General features: G+C 61.5%; 13 protein-coding genes. 7 read left to right on the forward strand and 6 right to left on the reverse strand.

What is annotated here, in order from left to right:
• Positions 1-18: 18 nt before the first annotated feature.
• The 6 genes from J3A71_RS16245 to J3A71_RS16270 all read right to left on the reverse strand — a co-directional run bounded on the left by J3A71_RS16245 (position 19) and on the right by J3A71_RS16270 (position 6969).
• Positions 19-969 (reverse strand): sugar kinase, encoded by a 951-nt coding sequence (locus tag J3A71_RS16245; RefSeq protein WP_096426051.1) that lies wholly within the window; start codon positions 967-969, stop codon positions 19-21.
• The gene (locus J3A71_RS16250) at positions 962-1741 is read right to left on the reverse strand and encodes a TIM barrel protein (protein WP_102667983.1); all 780 of its coding nucleotides are present in this window, start codon (positions 1739-1741) and stop codon (positions 962-964) included. The genes J3A71_RS16245 and J3A71_RS16250 overlap by 8 nt, the downstream gene beginning before the upstream one ends.
• A gap of 66 nt (positions 1742-1807) precedes the next feature.
• Positions 1808-2827, reverse strand: a complete 1020-nt coding sequence (gene ptxS, locus J3A71_RS16255) for a transcriptional regulator PtxS (RefSeq protein WP_016486774.1) — start codon at positions 2825-2827, stop codon at positions 1808-1810.
• A 347-nt stretch (positions 2828-3174) separates the two neighbouring features.
• Positions 3175-4422 (reverse strand): cytochrome c, encoded by a 1248-nt coding sequence (locus tag J3A71_RS16260; RefSeq protein ID WP_060516313.1) that lies wholly within the window; start codon positions 4420-4422, stop codon positions 3175-3177.
• Between the two features lie 12 nt (positions 4423-4434).
• On the reverse strand, positions 4435-6219 hold the full coding sequence (locus J3A71_RS16265; RefSeq protein ID WP_016486772.1) for a GMC family oxidoreductase: 1785 nt from the start codon (positions 6217-6219) through the stop codon (positions 4435-4437).
• A gap of 3 nt (positions 6220-6222) precedes the next feature.
• The gene (locus J3A71_RS16270; protein WP_016486771.1) at positions 6223-6969 is read right to left on the reverse strand and encodes a gluconate 2-dehydrogenase subunit 3 family protein; all 747 of its coding nucleotides are present in this window, start codon (positions 6967-6969) and stop codon (positions 6223-6225) included.
• A gap of 273 nt (positions 6970-7242) precedes the next feature.
• On the opposite strand from J3A71_RS16270, the gene J3A71_RS16275 reads away from it, so the two are divergent.
• The 7 genes from J3A71_RS16275 to J3A71_RS16305 all read left to right on the forward strand — a co-directional run bounded on the left by J3A71_RS16275 (position 7243) and on the right by J3A71_RS16305 (position 16741).
• Positions 7243-7932, forward strand: a complete 690-nt coding sequence (locus J3A71_RS16275; RefSeq protein ID WP_016486770.1) for a histidine phosphatase family protein — start codon at positions 7243-7245, stop codon at positions 7930-7932.
• Positions 7933-7934: 2 nt separating this feature from the next.
• Positions 7935-8756 (forward strand): phosphatase PAP2 family protein, encoded by an 822-nt coding sequence (locus J3A71_RS16280; protein ID WP_016486769.1) that lies wholly within the window; start codon positions 7935-7937, stop codon positions 8754-8756.
• A 241-nt stretch (positions 8757-8997) separates the two neighbouring features.
• On the forward strand, positions 8998-9846 hold the full coding sequence (gene icmH / locus J3A71_RS16285) for a type IVB secretion system protein IcmH/DotU (RefSeq protein WP_096426049.1): 849 nt from the start codon (positions 8998-9000) through the stop codon (positions 9844-9846).
• Between the two features lie 13 nt (positions 9847-9859).
• On the forward strand, positions 9860-12046 hold the full coding sequence (tssI, locus tag J3A71_RS16290) for a type VI secretion system tip protein TssI/VgrG (RefSeq protein WP_209953008.1): 2187 nt from the start codon (positions 9860-9862) through the stop codon (positions 12044-12046).
• On the forward strand, positions 12046-12924 hold the full coding sequence (locus J3A71_RS16295) for a DUF4123 domain-containing protein (RefSeq protein WP_016486765.1): 879 nt from the start codon (positions 12046-12048) through the stop codon (positions 12922-12924). Before tssI ends, J3A71_RS16295 begins: the two co-directional genes overlap by 1 nt.
• Before the next feature lie 11 nt (positions 12925-12935).
• The gene (locus J3A71_RS16300) at positions 12936-15605 is read left to right on the forward strand and encodes a T6SS effector BTH_I2691 family protein (protein ID WP_096426047.1); all 2670 of its coding nucleotides are present in this window, start codon (positions 12936-12938) and stop codon (positions 15603-15605) included.
• Positions 15605-16741 carry a DUF6708 domain-containing protein gene (locus J3A71_RS16305; RefSeq protein WP_096426046.1) on the forward strand — a complete coding sequence of 379 codons (1137 nt, stop codon included), beginning with the start codon at positions 15605-15607 and terminating at the stop codon, positions 16739-16741. Before J3A71_RS16300 ends, J3A71_RS16305 begins: the two co-directional genes overlap by 1 nt.
• Positions 16742-16746 lie beyond the last annotated feature (5 nt).

Below are 16746 nucleotides of genomic sequence, written 5' to 3' on the forward strand. Positions count from 1 at the left end.
CAGGTCTTTCGGGGCGGCTCACGCGCTTCTGCGCAGGTCGTGGGCCTCCAGTTCATGGCGCTGCGGCAGCCCTTCCATGTCGCCGCGTGACTGCACGGCACGGCTGCCGCACCAGTTGCCGCGCGCGACCGCCTCTTCCACCGCACGTCCCTCAAGCAACGCGCTGAGCACGCCGACAGCAAAGGCATCACCCGCACCGACGGTGTCCAGCACACGGCTGACCGCCACCGGTGCTACCTGCCCTTCGCCCTTGGCGCTGCGGTAGTAGGCGCCGGCGTCGCCCAGCTTGATCACCACCAGTTCCACCCCTTGGTCGAGGTAGAACCCAGCGATGTCCGCCGGGGTGTGCTGGCCAGTCAGCAACCGCCCCTCCTCCAGGCCCGGTAAAACCCAATCTGCCTTGGCGGCCAGGGCATTGATTTCGCGCACCATGCTGCTTTGATCGGGCCAAAGCGAGGGGCGCAAGTTAGGGTCGAACGAGATGCTGCGCCCGGCTGCGCGCATGGCCTCCAGCAGCGCGTGGGAAAGCGCCCGGCAGCCTTCCGACAGCGCCGGCGGGATGCCGGTGGCGTGCAGATGGCGTGCCTGCAGCAAGCCCGGGCCTAGCGATGTGGGCGACAGCTTGCTGGCTGCCGAACCACGGCGAAAGTACTCCACTGCCGGGTCGCTGCCATCATCGCAGCGGGCCTTGAGCTGAAAACCCGTCGGGTAGCAGGCATCCACCTCGACACCGGAACAGTCCAGGCCTTCGCTGCGCAAGCTGTCGAGCACAAAACGGCCCAGTGAATCGTTACCGACGCGGCTCAGCCAGCGCACCTTGAAACCCAGCCTCGCCAAGCCGATGGCCACGTTACTGTCTGCACCTGCGATGCGTTTGCCGAACTGGCCGACACTGGCCAGGTCGCCTGTCTGCTCGGCAACGAACATGGCCATGGTTTCGCCGAAGCACAGCACATCATGCTCATGCATGGGCCACCTCCTCGCCGGCGCTCAGTGCAGCCAGGCTACGCACTTGTGCCCGGGTGAGCGCCAACAGGTCTTCACCAACCAGAGGGTACTCGACGGCGCGCACCACGCCGGGCGCGAACTCGGCCATCAGCGCTGCCCACGCCTGTAGGTCCGCCGCTTCGGGCGGTGTGGCAACCAGACGGCCATCGGCCCGGCGCTGCACAGCCTTGCAATGTACATAGCGCACCCAACGGCCGAGTTGCCGAGCGGCTTGCCGCGCAGGCTCGTCCTGCCACTGCCAGTTGCCGATGTCGAAAGTCATGCCCAGGCGCAGCCCTAGCGTGTCGGCCCGCAGAAAGAACTGCAGCAGCGGCTCGATCCTGCCACCCTGTGCAGTCTGATCGTTTTCCACCAGCAGCAGCGGCCCATGAGCAGGCAGCAGCGCCGCCAGAGCCATTACATCGCAGTGCTCATCGAAATGCCCCAGCGATACCTTCAGCGCCACCGCGCCAAGTGCCCGAGCGGTCTCCAGCTTCTGCACCAGTCGCCGATCGGGCACGCCTTGCGCGGTCCACAATTCAAGGGGGCTCGAGTACAAGCATTCCAGGCCCAGTGCGGCAACGACTGCACCGAGTGCGGTCGCGTCCGGTGCGCTGGCAAACAATTCTTCGCGCAACTCCACTCGGCTGACGCCAGCGGCTGCCAGCATGTCCAGGAACTGCTCCTGGCCACGTTGCCGCACAAAGTCGGCGCCGTAGCTTGAGAGGCTGATGGAAACGGGGTTCGGGTGCATTGTTTTTATCCTTATGAAACCGGTTTCATTTTTAGTCGGCAGCCGCAGGCGCAAGCCTGCCGTTGCTTACTGGGGTTGGGTTGAGCCGCGGATGATCAGGTTGGCCTTGAAGTCGATGCGGCGGGCGGCGCCGCTGTCGCCGCGCAAGCGATCGAGCAGGCTTTCGAATGCCGCCACACCAATACGCTCGGTGGGTTGGGCCAGTGCCGTGATGCCTTTGCCGACCAAGGGGTACCAGTCGAGGTCGTCGAGGGCAATCAGCCCGACGTCGGCAAACAGATTGCACCCAGCCTCCTGCAGGGCGCGGGTCACTGCCAAGGTGGCAACGCCGTTGAAGGTGAACACTGCTTGCGGGCCATGGCCACGGCCGGCAAGAAACGCAGCCAGTTGGTCCGGCAACCCGGCGTTGATTTCCAGCACCTGCTGACGCATGCCGGGCCGGCGACTGACCGACGCCCCGAATGCCTGCACCCGCTCCAGGCGCGAGCTGGTGCCATCAAGGGGTTCGCTGACCGCCAGGATATCGCGGTAACCTTGGGCCTGCAGGTGGTCGAGGGCCTGCTCGACCGCGTCGGCATTGTCCAGGCCCACCAGGTCGACATTCAGCTCAGGCAATTGGCGGTCGACCAGCACCATGGGGATGTCACGCTGCAGGTTGAGCAATTCGCCGGGGTGATGGCCGAGCGTGTTCACGATCAACCCTTCGACGTTGTAGCTCTGCAGGGCCACCAGGTGGTGACGCTCCTGCTCGTCGTCGCGGTTGGTGTTGCACACCACCAGGCTGTAACCGTGCTGACGGCAGGCGGTTTCCACGCCATGCATCACGGCCACTGAATAGGGGTTGAGAATATCCGCCACCAGCATGCCGATCAGTCGCGTCTGACCGCGCTTCAGGCCGCGGGCCATCTGGTTGGGGCGGTAACCAAGACGTTCGATGACCTCTTCCAGGCGCTTGGCCGTGGCTTCGGCCAGCAATTGGCGATCGCCACCGATGTAACGGGAGACGGTGGCTTTGGAAACACCAGCGACACGCGCCACTTCGCTGATGGTGACCCGTTCGCGGGCATGGGCAGGCGCGTCGGTCATGGGCTGTCCTTATGATTATTGTGATAGCGATGAAACCGGTTTCAATACAGCAAAACTACGGCAGTTCGTCAACCTGCCGTTGGTCAGGAACCGTCTGATTATCTTGAGTTATTATCTGAACAATATCTTATAGGTTCCTGATAAATATGGACTAGATGATAGCTCTGTGGGCGCGGGCATGCCCTCGAAAAATCCAACGCGGTGGCTGGCACGGGCTTCGCCCGTGTTCGCGGGACAAGCCCGCTCCCACAGTGATCGCATCAAGCTTTGAGATATTGAGCAAGGCAGGGGCTCCCACAGAGCGCCTGCCAACGCAATCAGCCGTTTACAGCTCTGTGAGGACGCAGTCAGCGAAGCGACTTCACATCACCGGCCGTAACAGCGCTACCCTGATTACCCCAACTGCTGCGGATGAAGTTCACCACCTCTGCAACCTCCTGGTCGCTGAGGCGCCAGCCGAATGCCGGCATGGTGAAGTTCGAGGGCGCGGTGTGCGTCGCCGGCACCGTCCCCCCCGCCAGCACCACGTGAATCAGCGACGTGGCATCTGCAGTCTGTACCACCGGGTTGCCAGCCAACGCGGGGAACACGCGGGTGTAGCCTTGGCCATCGGTACGGTGGCAGGCCGCGCAGTTGTCGATGTACACCGCCGCCCCGGGTTTGCTGTCGTCGCCCTTCCACAGCGCATCCGCCACCTGCTTGTCGTAGACGTGCGGCTGGTCATTCGGGTTACTCGGCGGCAGGGTCTTCAGGTAGCGGGCGATTGCGGTAAGGTCGGCGTCACTCATATGCTGCATGCTGTGCTCAACCACATCGCTCATGCCGCCGAACACGGCGCTGCGATCACTGCGCCCAGTCTTCAGAAACTGCACCAGTTGCGCCTCGCTCCAGCTGCCCAGGCCATCCTTGTGGTCGCCACGCAGATTTTTCGCAACCCAGCCTTCCAGCGGTGCGCTGCCGGCCAGGAACTGATCGCCATCTGCAGGGCTCAGCGCCTTTTCCTGCATGGTCAGCGCACGTGGGGTATGGCAGGCGCCACAATGCCCAAGGCCTTCGACCAGGTAGGCTCCACGGTTCACCACAGGGTCAGCTGCTGCCGATGCCTGCCAAGGCTTGGCCTCTGGCGCGAACAGGCCGCGCCAGATTGCCAATGGCCAACGCATGCTCAGCGGCCAGGGAATGTCAGTGGCCTTGTTCGTTTGTTCGACCGGCTCCACGCCTTTCATGAAGTAGGCGTACAGCGCCTGCATGTCCTGCTCGCTGACCCGTGCGTACGACGGATAAGGCATGGCCGGGTACAAGGTGCTGCCATCCTTGCCGATACCCTTGCGCACAGCCTGGTCGAAGTCGTCGAAACTGTACTGGCCAATGCCGCTGGCCGCCGGGGTAATGTTGGTGGAGTACACCGTGCCTATGGGTGTTTCCATCGGCAGGCCTCCGGCAAAGGGCTTTCCGCCCTTGGCGGTGTGGCAGGCCACGCAGTCACCGGCGCGGGCCAGGTACTCGCCCTGGCGCACCTGTGCATCGTCATTAGCCAAGGCCTGCGCGGCCGCGGAGGCACCCAGCAACAGGGTTGCGATCAACATTGTCTTCATGCTCATCGCTCCTCAAGCCTGGACCAGCGGGCCAGGGTTTTTCAGGTACTGCTCGCGAATGGCACGTGCAGACCAATAGGTCAGCGCGGCCACCAGCCCGGTCGGGTTGTAACCCAGGCCCTGCGGGAACGCCGAAGCCCCCGGTACGAACACGTTATGCACGTCCCAGCTTTGCAGATACCGGTTCAGGGCGCTGGTTTTGGGGTCGGTGCCCATGATCGCACCGCCGTTCAGGTGGGTGGTCTGGTAACTGGCGGTGTTGAAGTGATCCTTGACCTGCTTGCCCAGCACCGCAATGGCCTTGGGGTTCATCGCCTGAGCGATCTTGCTCAGTTTGTCGACCATGAACTGGTTCATCTTGATGTCGTTTTCCTGCCAGTCGAAGGTCATGCGCAACAGCGGCTGGCCGTAGGCGTCGCGGTAGGTGGGGTCCAGGTCCAGGTAATTGGCACGGTAGGACTGGTGCGCACCGTGGGCGTCCATCGACACCTGGTGGGTGTAGTAGTCGGCTGTGGCCTTCTTCCAGGCACTGCCCCAGGCAGGCGTGCCCGGCGGGTTGGAAGTGCCGGCAATCGGCCGGCTGCCAGCCTGGTTCACCCACATCGGCGAGCCGCCGACAAAGCCGTGGGGGCCATGGTCGAAGTTGTCGGCATTGAAATCGTCAATGGCTATGCCGTTGCCACCCGCGCCGATGAAGTTGTTGGTGTAGGTGTTTTTGTCGAAGAACGCCTTGACCGTGCCCATGTTCTGGTAGGCAAAGTTACGCCCGACCACACCTTCATTCTTGACGGGGTCGTAAGGCTTGCCGATGCCGGAAAGCAGCATCAGGCGCACGTTGTTGAACTGGAACGCCGCCAGGATCACCAGCTCCGCCGGTTGCTCCACCTCGCGCCCCTGGGCATCGATGTAGGTCACCCCGGTGGCTTTGCGCTTGCTGTCGTCCAGGTTTACCCGCAGCACATGGGCGTTGGGCCGCAGCTCGAAGTTGGGCACCTGGCGCAGCGCCGGCAGAATGTTCACGTTGGGCGAGGCCTTGGAGTACATGTAGCACACGTAACCGCTGCAGAAACCACAGAAGTTGCATGGCCCCATCTGTGCCCCGTATGGGTTGGTGTAAGGCCCGGAGGTGTTTGCCGATGGCAGGTTGTAGGGTTTGTAGCCCAAGCTGGTGGCAGCTTTTTCGAACAGCCTGGCCGACACCACGTTCTTCTGCGCGGGCAGCGGGAAGGGGTTGGAGCGGTCCGGCGCATAGGGGTTACCACCCTTCCCTTCACCGACCACCTGGCCGTTGACGGTCCACGCCTGGCCTGAAGTGCCGAAGACCTTTTCGGCGAAGTCGAAATACGGTTCCAGCTCTTCGTAACTGACGCCGAAGTCCTGGATGGTCATGCCCTCAGGGATGAACTTGCGCCCGTAGCGCTCTTCGTAGTGGCTGCGCAAGCGCAACTCCACCGGGTCGACCCGGAAGTGCACGCCCGACCAGTGCAGGCCCGCGCCGCCCACGCCCTTGCCCGGCAGGAAAGCACCGAGCTGGCGATTGGGCAGCGCGACGTCATTCACGTTGTGGCGGACAGTGACGGTTTCTTTCGACACATCCACGAACAGCTTCTTGCGCACGCTGTAGGTCAGCTCATCGATCACTTGCGGGTAGCTGCCTTCCGGGTAGGTATCCTGCATCGGCCCCCGCTCCAGGGCCACCACGTGCAACCCGGCCTCGGTCAGTTCCTTGGCCATGATCGCGCCAGCCCAGCCAAAGCCAACGATGACCGCATCCACTTTGTTCAACACAGTCGCCATGCCTCAGGCCCTCTCGCCACGGATCGATACAGCCGGGAACGGGTAAGGCTCGTTGCGTTCGACCCAGTCCATGAAATCGGCGCGGGCGCCGGGGAAGCCGATCTGGGTCCAGCCGACCATGCCTTTGTTGCCACCATGGATCGGGTCGCAAAAGAACCCTTCACGGGTGTTCTGCACCAGCAGGCTGAAAAACACCTTGGCCGGGACCGTGTCGAATACCAGCTCTCCTGCCTCGACTTTGCCAAGAATACGGTCGCGGGTAGCGCTGTCTTGTTCAGCAAAAACCTGCCCACCATTGGCTTTGCACCAGCCGTCCACGGCAGCAATGCCCAGACGGTAGATTTGTTGCGGGCTGAGCTGTAGTTGATAGCCCAGTTCGGGCGCAGCGTCGGCGTTGAACGGGCCTTGCATGTACCACTGCGCGCCAGTGGCGTAGGGGGTGTTCATCTGCCGGTCGATAAACTCGGCGGCGCCGGCTTCGAGTGCGCCGGGGCCAAGCTCATCGGCCGGGATGATGCGCGACACCGCAGCTTGTACAAAGGCCCATTCTTCGGCGCTGAAGAACGTCGGTTGATAGTGGCCCGCAGGCGGCGTGGCCGGCACTTGTGGTGGCTGATGCGGTTGCGGGGCCGCAAGCAGCTGGCTGGCGCCCACGCCAAGCCCTGTGCTGGCCACGGTCACGACTGGGATCAGGGTCAAGGTCTTGCGCAGAAAATCCCTGCGCGGGTTGTCTGGGGCATGCTCAGGCATTGCGAATCCTCATCGGCTGTGCGGCGGCCTTGATTAGCGCCATCTGCTTTTCTGTGGGAGGTGATCTTGATAGGCCATCAAGAAGACAGCCGAATAATCTAGCGCGTTCAGAAATATTATGAAACCGGTTTCATACTTGACATATCGTCACGTTAGCCACCCGCATGGCTGAAGGGTCAAGGCTTTTTTCACATCTGTCTCACCCTCTACCGACATCCCGCTACCTACAGTGCCGACGCTCTCTTATGGAGCGAGCTGACTGGAGTGGCAAATATGCTGCAAAGTGTTATCGACCCATCACCCGCCTCACGCCATGCGCAGGTACACCGATTGCCTTGGGGCAAGGCGTTATTCGCAGTCTTGTGCGTACTGTCAATTCTGGGTGTTGCAGCAGCCTGGGCGCATACCCGCACGGCCATCGCTGACCTCGGCACCGCCCATCACCTGCAGCACAGCGGGCTCGAAGCCGCCTGGGCGAAAGGCTCGGTGATCGTGGTGCTGCGCCATGCCGAACGCTGCGACCGCTCCAGCAGTGCTTGCCTGGGTGACCCCAGCGGTATCACGGTCGCGGGCAGCCATGTTGCCGCCGATGTAGGCCACGGCCTGCAGCATCTTGGTCTGGGCGCAGCCGATGTGTGGGCCAGCCCGGAGGTGCGGACCCGGCAGACCGCACAGGCCATGTTTGGTAAGACCATTGCCACGAAAGGCTGGCTTAATCAATGTGACGGCCACTTCGCCGAAAACGCCCTTGCCCTCAAGCGAAACGGCCACAACCTCGTGCTGGTCAGCCACAGCGGCTGCATGGAACGGCTGGAGCAGGCGCTCGAAGTACCTGCCAGCACGACCTCGAACAGCTATGCCAGTGCCCTGTTCATCACCCAGGGCAACGATGGCAAGGCGAAACTGCTGGGCCAGATAGCAGCCAGTGAATGGCGCAAACTCGTTGATGCCAAGGAGCTCTGAACATGCCACCCTCTCGCACCACTTTTTACCGCAATAACCTGCTGCTGCCGCTGTTGCTGGCTGCCATCGTGTTCATTGCATTCGACCTCACAGAGCTCGATCGCTGGATCAGCAACCTGCTGCTCGACCCGACCACCGGCCAGTTCCCGCTGCTGCACAACCAGTGGTTCGAGAAAGCCACCCACAAATGGCCGCGCATCCTGCCGGACTGGACCGGTGAGCTCGCCGTCATCGGCAGCGTGCTGTCGTTCATCTGGCCGCGTCTGGCCAACCGACCTCAACTGGGCCTGACCCGGATGCTGGAAAAGGCCCGTATCGCACCGGTGCTGCGCTTTACCACCCAACATCGCCGCGACCTGCTATTCGTGGTGGTGGCATTCGCACTGAGCACCACCGTGATTCATTACCTTAAAAGCCATACCAGCGTGTATTGCCCTGTGGAAACCACCCTGTATGGCGGCCCGCAGGCCCGGGTCGAGTGGTTCGAAAACTTCTCGTTATGGAGCAAGGCCGGTGATGGCCGCTGCTGGCCGGGGGGCCATGCCTCCAGCGGGTTTACTTTGTTGGCGCTATATTTCGTGGCCCTGCGCCACCGCTGGGCGCATGCGCGCAAGTTGCTGGTGGCAATTCTGCTGATCGGGTTCGTGTACGGAACTACCCGCGTGCTGCAGGGCTGGCACTATATGTCTCATACGTTCTGGGCCGGGATCTTTGTCTGGCTTACAACTTGGGCAACGGCATTGTTCTTCTACGGGCGCGTCGCGTTGCAGACGCCTGAAAACAGCCCTGCCATACGTGTCACTGCTGCGCCGCAGCCCGCTTAGCAGAGGCTTACAAGCCCCCAAAATTAACAATAACTTATACAAACTTGTCGACCCATTCTCTGCTGATAATAATTTCAAAATAACTTGAAGCGAAGCTTCCTACAGCTATTTAGGAAGTTTCAATCTCCCATAGAAATTGATTCCTCGTTAGTCTTCAGGCTTTCGCGAATTGCTTGCGCCCGGTCACAGGGAAGTTCGCAGGCATTGCGTGAATTGACCTGCTAATTGACGAGGATTAAGGATGTCCAGACGGTCCGATGGCACTGAAAACCCGGTGCCGCTCAAGAAAAAGCCAGTCCTGCTTGAGGATATGGAGCAAAGCCAAGAGCCCCGTCCCGGCGCTGATCCTCAAGTCGCAATGGCGCTACCCGGCTACCCCGCCGACCCGGAGTTCCAGCTGCGTGGCGGCTTCGAAAACCTGATGCTCGACGCGGCGAGCCCGCTGTTCGGTCTGGTCATTCGCCTGCGTACGCTGGATGACCTGCCCAACATCGCCTATGTGCACAAGACCGTGCAAAACCAGGTCAGCAACATCCGCGAAGAAATCCAGCAGCACGGCTACCCCATCGTGCACCAGGAAGTCTATTCCTATGCCCTGTGCCTGTATCTGGACGAGGCCGTGATGAGCCGCCCCTGGGGCAACAATTCGTGCTGGAGCCACGAGCCGCTGCTCAGCATCTTCCACGACGAAACCCAGGGCGGCGAAAAGATCTTCGTGCTGCTCGAACGGGTCATGCAGGCGCCCAAGGAATTCCAGGATGTCCTGGAGTTCCTGTACTACTGCTTCTGCCTGGGCCTGCGGGGCAAGCACGCCCTCGACCCCAAGTGCGAAGACATCATCAACGCCTTGATCTCGCGCATGCACACGGTCATCCGCGAACTGCGTGGCCCCCTGCCGCAAGAGGTGTGCGACCCCTACACCAACGTCGTTCATTGCCCCCACCGCCCGCGACGCTGGGAGTGGCCCTGGTGGAGCCCGCTGGTGATCTCGGCCGTCGCCATGGTCTGCGCTTACAGCTACTACAGCTACCGCCTTGACCTGCTCACCGCCGAAGTCCTGGAATCGCTCGACGCGATTCTGCAGCAGTAGCAGGGGACGCCACATGCCTAGCCAATCCGATTTGCGCTTTACCTTCCAGCCGCTGGTGGGCCGGAGTGAATTCGAAGTGGTGTCGTTCGAGCTGGACGAAGCCATCAGCACGCCTTTCCAGCTGAAGCTGGAACTGGTCAGTTTTGAAGACGATGTCGACTTCGGTCAGTTGCTCGACAAGCCGGTGCTGTTCACGATCTGGCACGGCGAGCGCCCGCTGCGCTACGTGCACGGCCTGGTCAGCACCTTCAGCCAGGGTGAAACGGGCTTCCATCGCACCCGTTATCGCGCCCTGGTCGAACCCGTGCTGGCCCGCGCCGGGCTGCGCTCGAACTGGCGCATCTTCCAGCAGAAAACCGTGCCGCAGATTCTCGAGATCATGCTCAAGCGCCAGGGTATCACCGGCTACGAGCTGAGAAGCATCGACAAGCACGAGGTGCGCGAGTTCTGCGTGCAGGCCGGTGAAACCGACCTCGACTTCATCGCCCGCCTGGCCGCCGAAGAGGGTTTCATCTACCGCTTCGAGCACACGCCAAAACTGCACAAGCTGCTCATCACCGACCGGCTGCTGGGGCTGGGGCAGCTCAGCCAGGGCGCCATCAAGCCCGATGACGATGACGAGGACGAAGGCTTTTTCGAGCCGGACGACACCGACCCCAACCAGGTGCTGTACCACGCCAACAGCGGCGGCGATCAGGCCAGGCCGTGCCTGCGCCGCCTGCGTTACAGCGAGCAGGTACGTACCGCGCGCCAGGTGCAGCGCGACTACACCTTCACCCACCCGGCCTACCGCCAGGAGCAGCGTGCCGAGGGCAGCGACCTCAGGCACCAGTCCACCACGTACGAGCGCTTCGACTACCCCGGTCGCTACAAGCGCGAGGCCGTCGGCGCCCCCTTCACCGCCACCCGCATCACAGCCTGGCGCCATGACGCCCACCTGGCCGAGGTCGAAGGCGACGATGTGCGCCTGCAACCGGGGCTGAGCTTCACCCTGATCGGGCACCCGCGCGAAGACCTGAACAGGCATTGGCGGGTAAGCCGCGTGCACCACGAAGGCACCCAGTTCACCAGCCTTCAGGAGGAAGCTGCAGGTGCCCGGCAAGGTACCCGCTACTGCCAGGAGGCTGTGCTGGTGCCCGGCAGAACCGAATGGCGCCCGGCGCCGTTGCCCAAGCCGCGCATCGACGGCCCGCAGATGGCAACGGTGGTGGGGCCCAGGGGCGAGGAGATCTACTGCGACCCATGGGGCCGGGTGAAAGTCAGCTTCCCCTGGGACCGGGAAAGCCAGGACAACGAGTTCAGTTCCTGCTGGGTACGCGTGTCGCAAGGCTGGGCCGGCGGCAGCTGGGGTTCGATGGCCATTCCGCGCATTGGCCAGGACGTGATCATCCAGTACGTCGACGCCGACCCGGACCAGCCGATGATCACCGGGCGCACCTACTGTGGCAATCAGCTGCCGCCGTATGACCTGCCCAAGCACAAGACGCGGATGACCATCAAGAGCCAGACCCATAAGGGCGATGGTTTTAACGAACTGCGTTTCGAGGATGAACTGGGCAAGGAGGAAGTGTTCATCCATGCCCAGCGAGACCAGAACAACATCGTCAAGCACGACGAAACCACGCGGGTGGGCAACGACCGCACGGAACGCGTGGAACGGGACGAGACAATCTCTATTGGGCAGGACCGTCGCGAAGAAGTAGCCCGTGACGAGTCCGTCGGCATTGGCCAGAACCGGGTACATGAAATCGCCAACGACGACAGCCTGAGCATTGGTCGCACCCACACGATCACCACAGGCAAGGATCGAATCGAACAGGTAGGCAACCACCGCCAGGACATCACCAAGGCCAACCACACGGTAGAAATCGGCGGCCATCTGGAACAGGTCGTGGCCGGTCACCACAACCTGAAAACGGGTGAAGCTATCCGGCACACCACCAAGGTCTATGACATTCAGGTCAGCGAAAGCCTGACGATCAGGAGCCCGGCGGGCCTGCTTCGAATCGATGGCGCCGGTATCACGCTGGACGGCCTTGCGCTGTCCTTCAAAAGGCCGGTCAACCAGCAAGCTACGGGTAGCAATCGCATCACTTCAACTTCTGGTGTACCTGAGCCCGGCGAACCTATTTGCCTCAGCTGCCTGCTGAAAGCGATCGCCGACGGCCACAACATGATTCGCATGGAAGGAGCAAGCTGATGCCCAGCCCATTTGTCAGAGCGATGGTCGAGGTGCTGCGAGTATCCGACCGTTACCGCCTGAGCGCGATCGTGGAAATGGCCAATCTGGCTCCCGAGGTGCAGGAAAGACTGACCGGGTACTACGCCGACCGCTGCTGGCCACTGCTGCAGCAAGCCCAGTTCACCAACCTGCGCACAGCAGGCCCCTGGTTGTTTGGTTCGCGCCCGGGCTCGGATGTCTCGGCCCAGTATGATTTTCAATGGCAACTCGAGCAGGGTGCAGCGGGCGCAGTATGCGGCTGGATAGTCAGCGCCCTACCCCCCGACCGGCTTGCGCGGCATTTAAGCCGCGCCAACATCGTCACGGGTGCTGACGGCCATTCGTACCTCCTGCGCTTTCACACCGCTGCAGCCTTGCAAGTGCTGGATACGCACCGTGAACTGCCCGGTGTAAGCGAATGGCTGGCGCCCATCCACCACTGGTGGTCGCCCGTCGCGCACCCGAACAAGCGGGTGTGGCTGCAGATATCCGGTGGTGATCAGCCCCAATCCACGCACTTCCCGCCCATCACGCTGAACGAAGCGTGTTGGGCCGAATTGGCAGGTGACCCACTGAGCTATCAGCTTGCCGAGTTGCTCAAAGGCGAGCCGTCCTGCACTGCCCTGGCTGCCGCTTGCCACGGCACGCGGGTTGGCTTGATCCAGCACTACCTGGATCAGGCACGCGAGCAAGGCCTGGACCGTGAGGACGATCTGATCAGCTATGTGCTCATGTTGGCTCGCGGTGGGGAACAACTCAGTAACTCACCGGCCTGGCAGGAGGCGATTGCCGCCACCCGCGAGCAACAGACATCCCTGATGGACAATGTGCAGCGATGCCTGCGCACCAAGGACTGAGGCAAATAACCATGGACTCTCTGAGCGAAACCCTCGAGCTGTGCAGGCGTATCACCACCGGCTACCGCCCCGCCCTGCGCAACAGCCCGGTCGCCAACTGCACCCGCCGCTTCGAACTGTTACCCCTGCGCTACGCCGCCATCGGCGGCAACCCGGCACAACGTGCCCGCCTGCCGAAACTACCGGGCTATCTCAGCCCCTTTCAGGACGTCGGCGAGTTGACCCACTCCAGCTACGCCATCCGCCCCCTGCGCGAGGGCTTTCTCTACCTGCTGATCAAACGCCACAGCGCCCCTGCCTACGAGTGGCACAGCCAGTACCGCGTCGCGCCCAATGGCTCACTGCTGTACATCAGCGCCGACTCACCGTGGGCGCCCGCCCCCCTCACTGGCAATCTGGATGACATCATCCGCAGCTTCGGCTGGACCATCACCCTGTACGACCTCGACGACATCCAGGAGCTGCGCCCATTGTTCAGCCCCTCCCCGCTGACCCCGCGCATGCTCGACAATTACCGCCTGCTTGACGACGAATACCGCAGCAGCCTGCCTGCGATCGATATCGCCCGCTTCATCCAGCCCTCCGACGCCCCACCCCAGCCCCACGTGCTCAAGCATGACCAGCTGAATTGGGTGGCTGACTTCAAGGCACAGCACGATACAGACCTGCAGGCGCTGCTGGACCTGCAGCCGTTCAACAATGACCAGATCGTCTCGCCGCACGCCTCACGGCAAGCGCTGGCGCCGCTAATAAACCAGACCAAGCCCCGGGGCGCCGCCATCGTCATCGAAGACGCCCTCGGCATTACCCAGGAGCTCAACGCCTGGCGCAACGCCGCTGTCGAGGATGTGAAGACCAAGTGGCTGGAACGCACCGTGGAACCCGGCGTGGACAACGAGCGCAAGCTGCTGGTCGCGCAGTCGTTCCTGGAGATCGAAAAGCTCTACCCGCAGATGGTGGCCGAGCAGATCGTCAAGCGCGAAGTCATGGCCGAGAAAGTACGTAACCAGCCTCACCTGCATGCGGAGATCTACGCCTTTTCCGAACGGGCCAGGCAGCAAGCCGACGCCCATGACGAACGCATGAAGCCGCACATGGCGCAGTTCGAGCGCGATGTCCGCGCCAAAGTCCAGGCCCGTCACGAGGCTGGCGAGTTCAGCAAGAAGTTCGACCAGAAATACGGCCACCTGGTCGACCGTCATGCCATGCATGATCAGCTCGAAGCCTTTGAGCAGGCCATGCAACACGCCCAGCAAGCGGCAGAAGACCGCGCCAAGGACCATGCCCGTTGGGTAGTCAGCGAACGGTTGCTGCAAGCGCTGGACCGCTACGACAACGCAGACCTCATTAGCGGCCTGGCCTTTGCCGAGCAGACCGGCCAGTGCGTGATCGGCATGGAGTTGAGTGAATGGGGCACGAAGGTGCTGGACCACTGGTGGCGTAGCGACGTGGCCGACCGGGCAAACCTGGCAATACGCGGCATCAGCTACAACCAGGATGACATCCGAGAGGAGCTTGCGGCGCTGCGGGCAGCAGCTAAGGCCGGACCACCGGCAGAGTCGTCGTTCGAACTGCGTGAATCGCTCGCCCGGCAGGCACACATCGCTGCGAATGCGTTCGGGCGTATCAACTCGCTGTACGAGGAATTGCAGAAGAGCAACAACACCGCCAGCATCGGCCTGCATGCGTGGTATGTGGCGCTAGGGCGACAGGTACTCCGAACCGGCGCCCCCAACAGTGCAGACCGAGCGCTGCATCACGGTCTGCGCTTAACGTTGTTTGCATCGGTGCACGAGACGGCAGTCGACATTCGTCTGAGCGACGCTGCGCGCAGCGGGCAACCCATTGACCCACAACGCAGCGGTGGCCAGATTGCGCGCTATCTGGATCATGCCTGGGCTGAAGGCTTGATGCAGGCTGACGGTCAGAAGAGTGACTTCTATAAAGTGCGTGCCGCCGGTCTGGTCTGCCTGCTGGAAGGCATGCTGATGGCCTTCAAGGCTCGCGAGCTGCCTGACAGTGATGGACGTATCAAGACTGAACTCATGGCGGCCGCGATGACCACGGCAGCGGCGGGCTTCGAGATTGGGGCCAGCTATGTGGACCAGGTGGTAACCCGATACGGCGCCAGAAGTGCGACTGGCAGAGGTGCTGTGGCGACCTTGGGAAGGTTGAAGCTTTGGGGGGCTGGATTGGCCGGTACTGGAGGGCTGGTATTGGCGTGGTGGGATTTCGCCGATGCCGATAAACATATCCGTGAAGCCCAAAATAAAGAATCAAGCGCGCGAAACATAAGGCTAGCCTCCGCGTACAGAGCTCGAGGCGCCGCGACCATAGCTCTTGCTCTGGCTGAGGGCGGAACAGCAATTGCTATGGCAAAACCTTTTTTTGATCATCTATCCCATAGCGCCAAGACTAAATTTGCAAGAATGTTGGCATCCTCTATGGGTGAGCTTGCAAAAAAACTGGGAACCCAAGCTGCGCGCGTTCTGCTCGCACGCCTGGTAGTCGGAGCTTTTTGGATAGGTCTCGTCCTGACGGTCGTAATTTACCTCCTTGAAGAGGATGCATTGGAGAAGTGGTGTAGGCGCTGCTGTTTCCGAATCGGAAAAACAGCAAAGCCTTATGAAGAACACGAAGAATTGAAAGCGCTTCATTCGGCTTTCAGCGAGGTCTTGTAGTGTATCTAGTCGAATGGGGTTTCTGGCAGATGGCAATCGAGTCTGAGGCTACCCGTAAGGCGTACGTTGCGAAAATGACGCCAGCAGACCAACGCGCAATGCGGGACTTTTATGAAGGTGACTTGGAAGAGGGAGTCCATTTTCGGAAGGTGAGCGAAAACCCTCGCGCACGCAGCCCTGTTTACTCCTTCAATGAAAATTTCCTTGAGATGCGTTGCGGCGGATCGGAGGAAAAACGTGGCTTGATCACAATCATGACGCTGGGAGGACTAGGGCCAATCCTATATAGCGGCGTCACAATCACCCTGGGATCCGTTTATCTTTACCTTTTCACCAGTAGAGATCCTGCTGTCATCGACATCATCATAATGATGCTGATGTCTGTCATGGACGGTGCTATTGTTTATTTTTATCTAAAATACGGCCTTCGCTTAACGCGGTTGGAAATGCTTACTAGCCGTCACCTACTCATTCGCTTCAATCGAGTAACCCAACAAGTTCACCTACATCGACCGAAATACTGCGGCGGCATCGTCACTTTCCCGTGGAAAACAACCGGAAGCACAGCCATCGACCCAGAAGATGACTCACTCAGCTTGGGCATGCGACTAGGGCTAGTCTGGCACCCCAGCCGCACCGGCCTTCCCCACATGGAAATGGCCCTACTCGGCAAGCAAGGCCAAGGCGGCAGCGAACTGCGTGACGAGTGGGAATTCATCCGCCGCTACATGGAAGAAGGCCCCCACGCCGTCCCCCGCCCCCGCCTGAGCACACAACTACCATCACCCATCCAGGCATTCAGCGCCCAGTTCGAGGGGCTTGGGCGTTTCTTCCGCAAAAGCAGCTGGCTGTTCAAAGTCATATTGCTGATGGTCTGGCCCGCTTTCGTCATCGTTGGCACCGGCCACTGGCTCAGCCTGCTGCTGTGCTGGCGACCGCGTTGGCCGAAAGTAATCCGCGAGGCCGGCTTGCCCGGCAAGCCCGTCCCACCCGTGACCACCCTCAGCGACTACCCACCCGCAATCCAGGAGCGCCTGCTCGCCAATGCCTACCGCTGGCAGCTCAAACCCGGCAAACGGCCTGAAAAAAAGCCACGCAAACCACGTACGCCCAGAAGGCCCAAGGAAGCCGAGTAATGCCA

Origin of the sequence: Pseudomonas sp. PvP089 (assembly GCF_017875165.1) — a bacterium.
Taxonomy (GTDB): Bacteria; Pseudomonadota; Gammaproteobacteria; order Pseudomonadales; family Pseudomonadaceae; genus Aquipseudomonas; species Aquipseudomonas fortuita.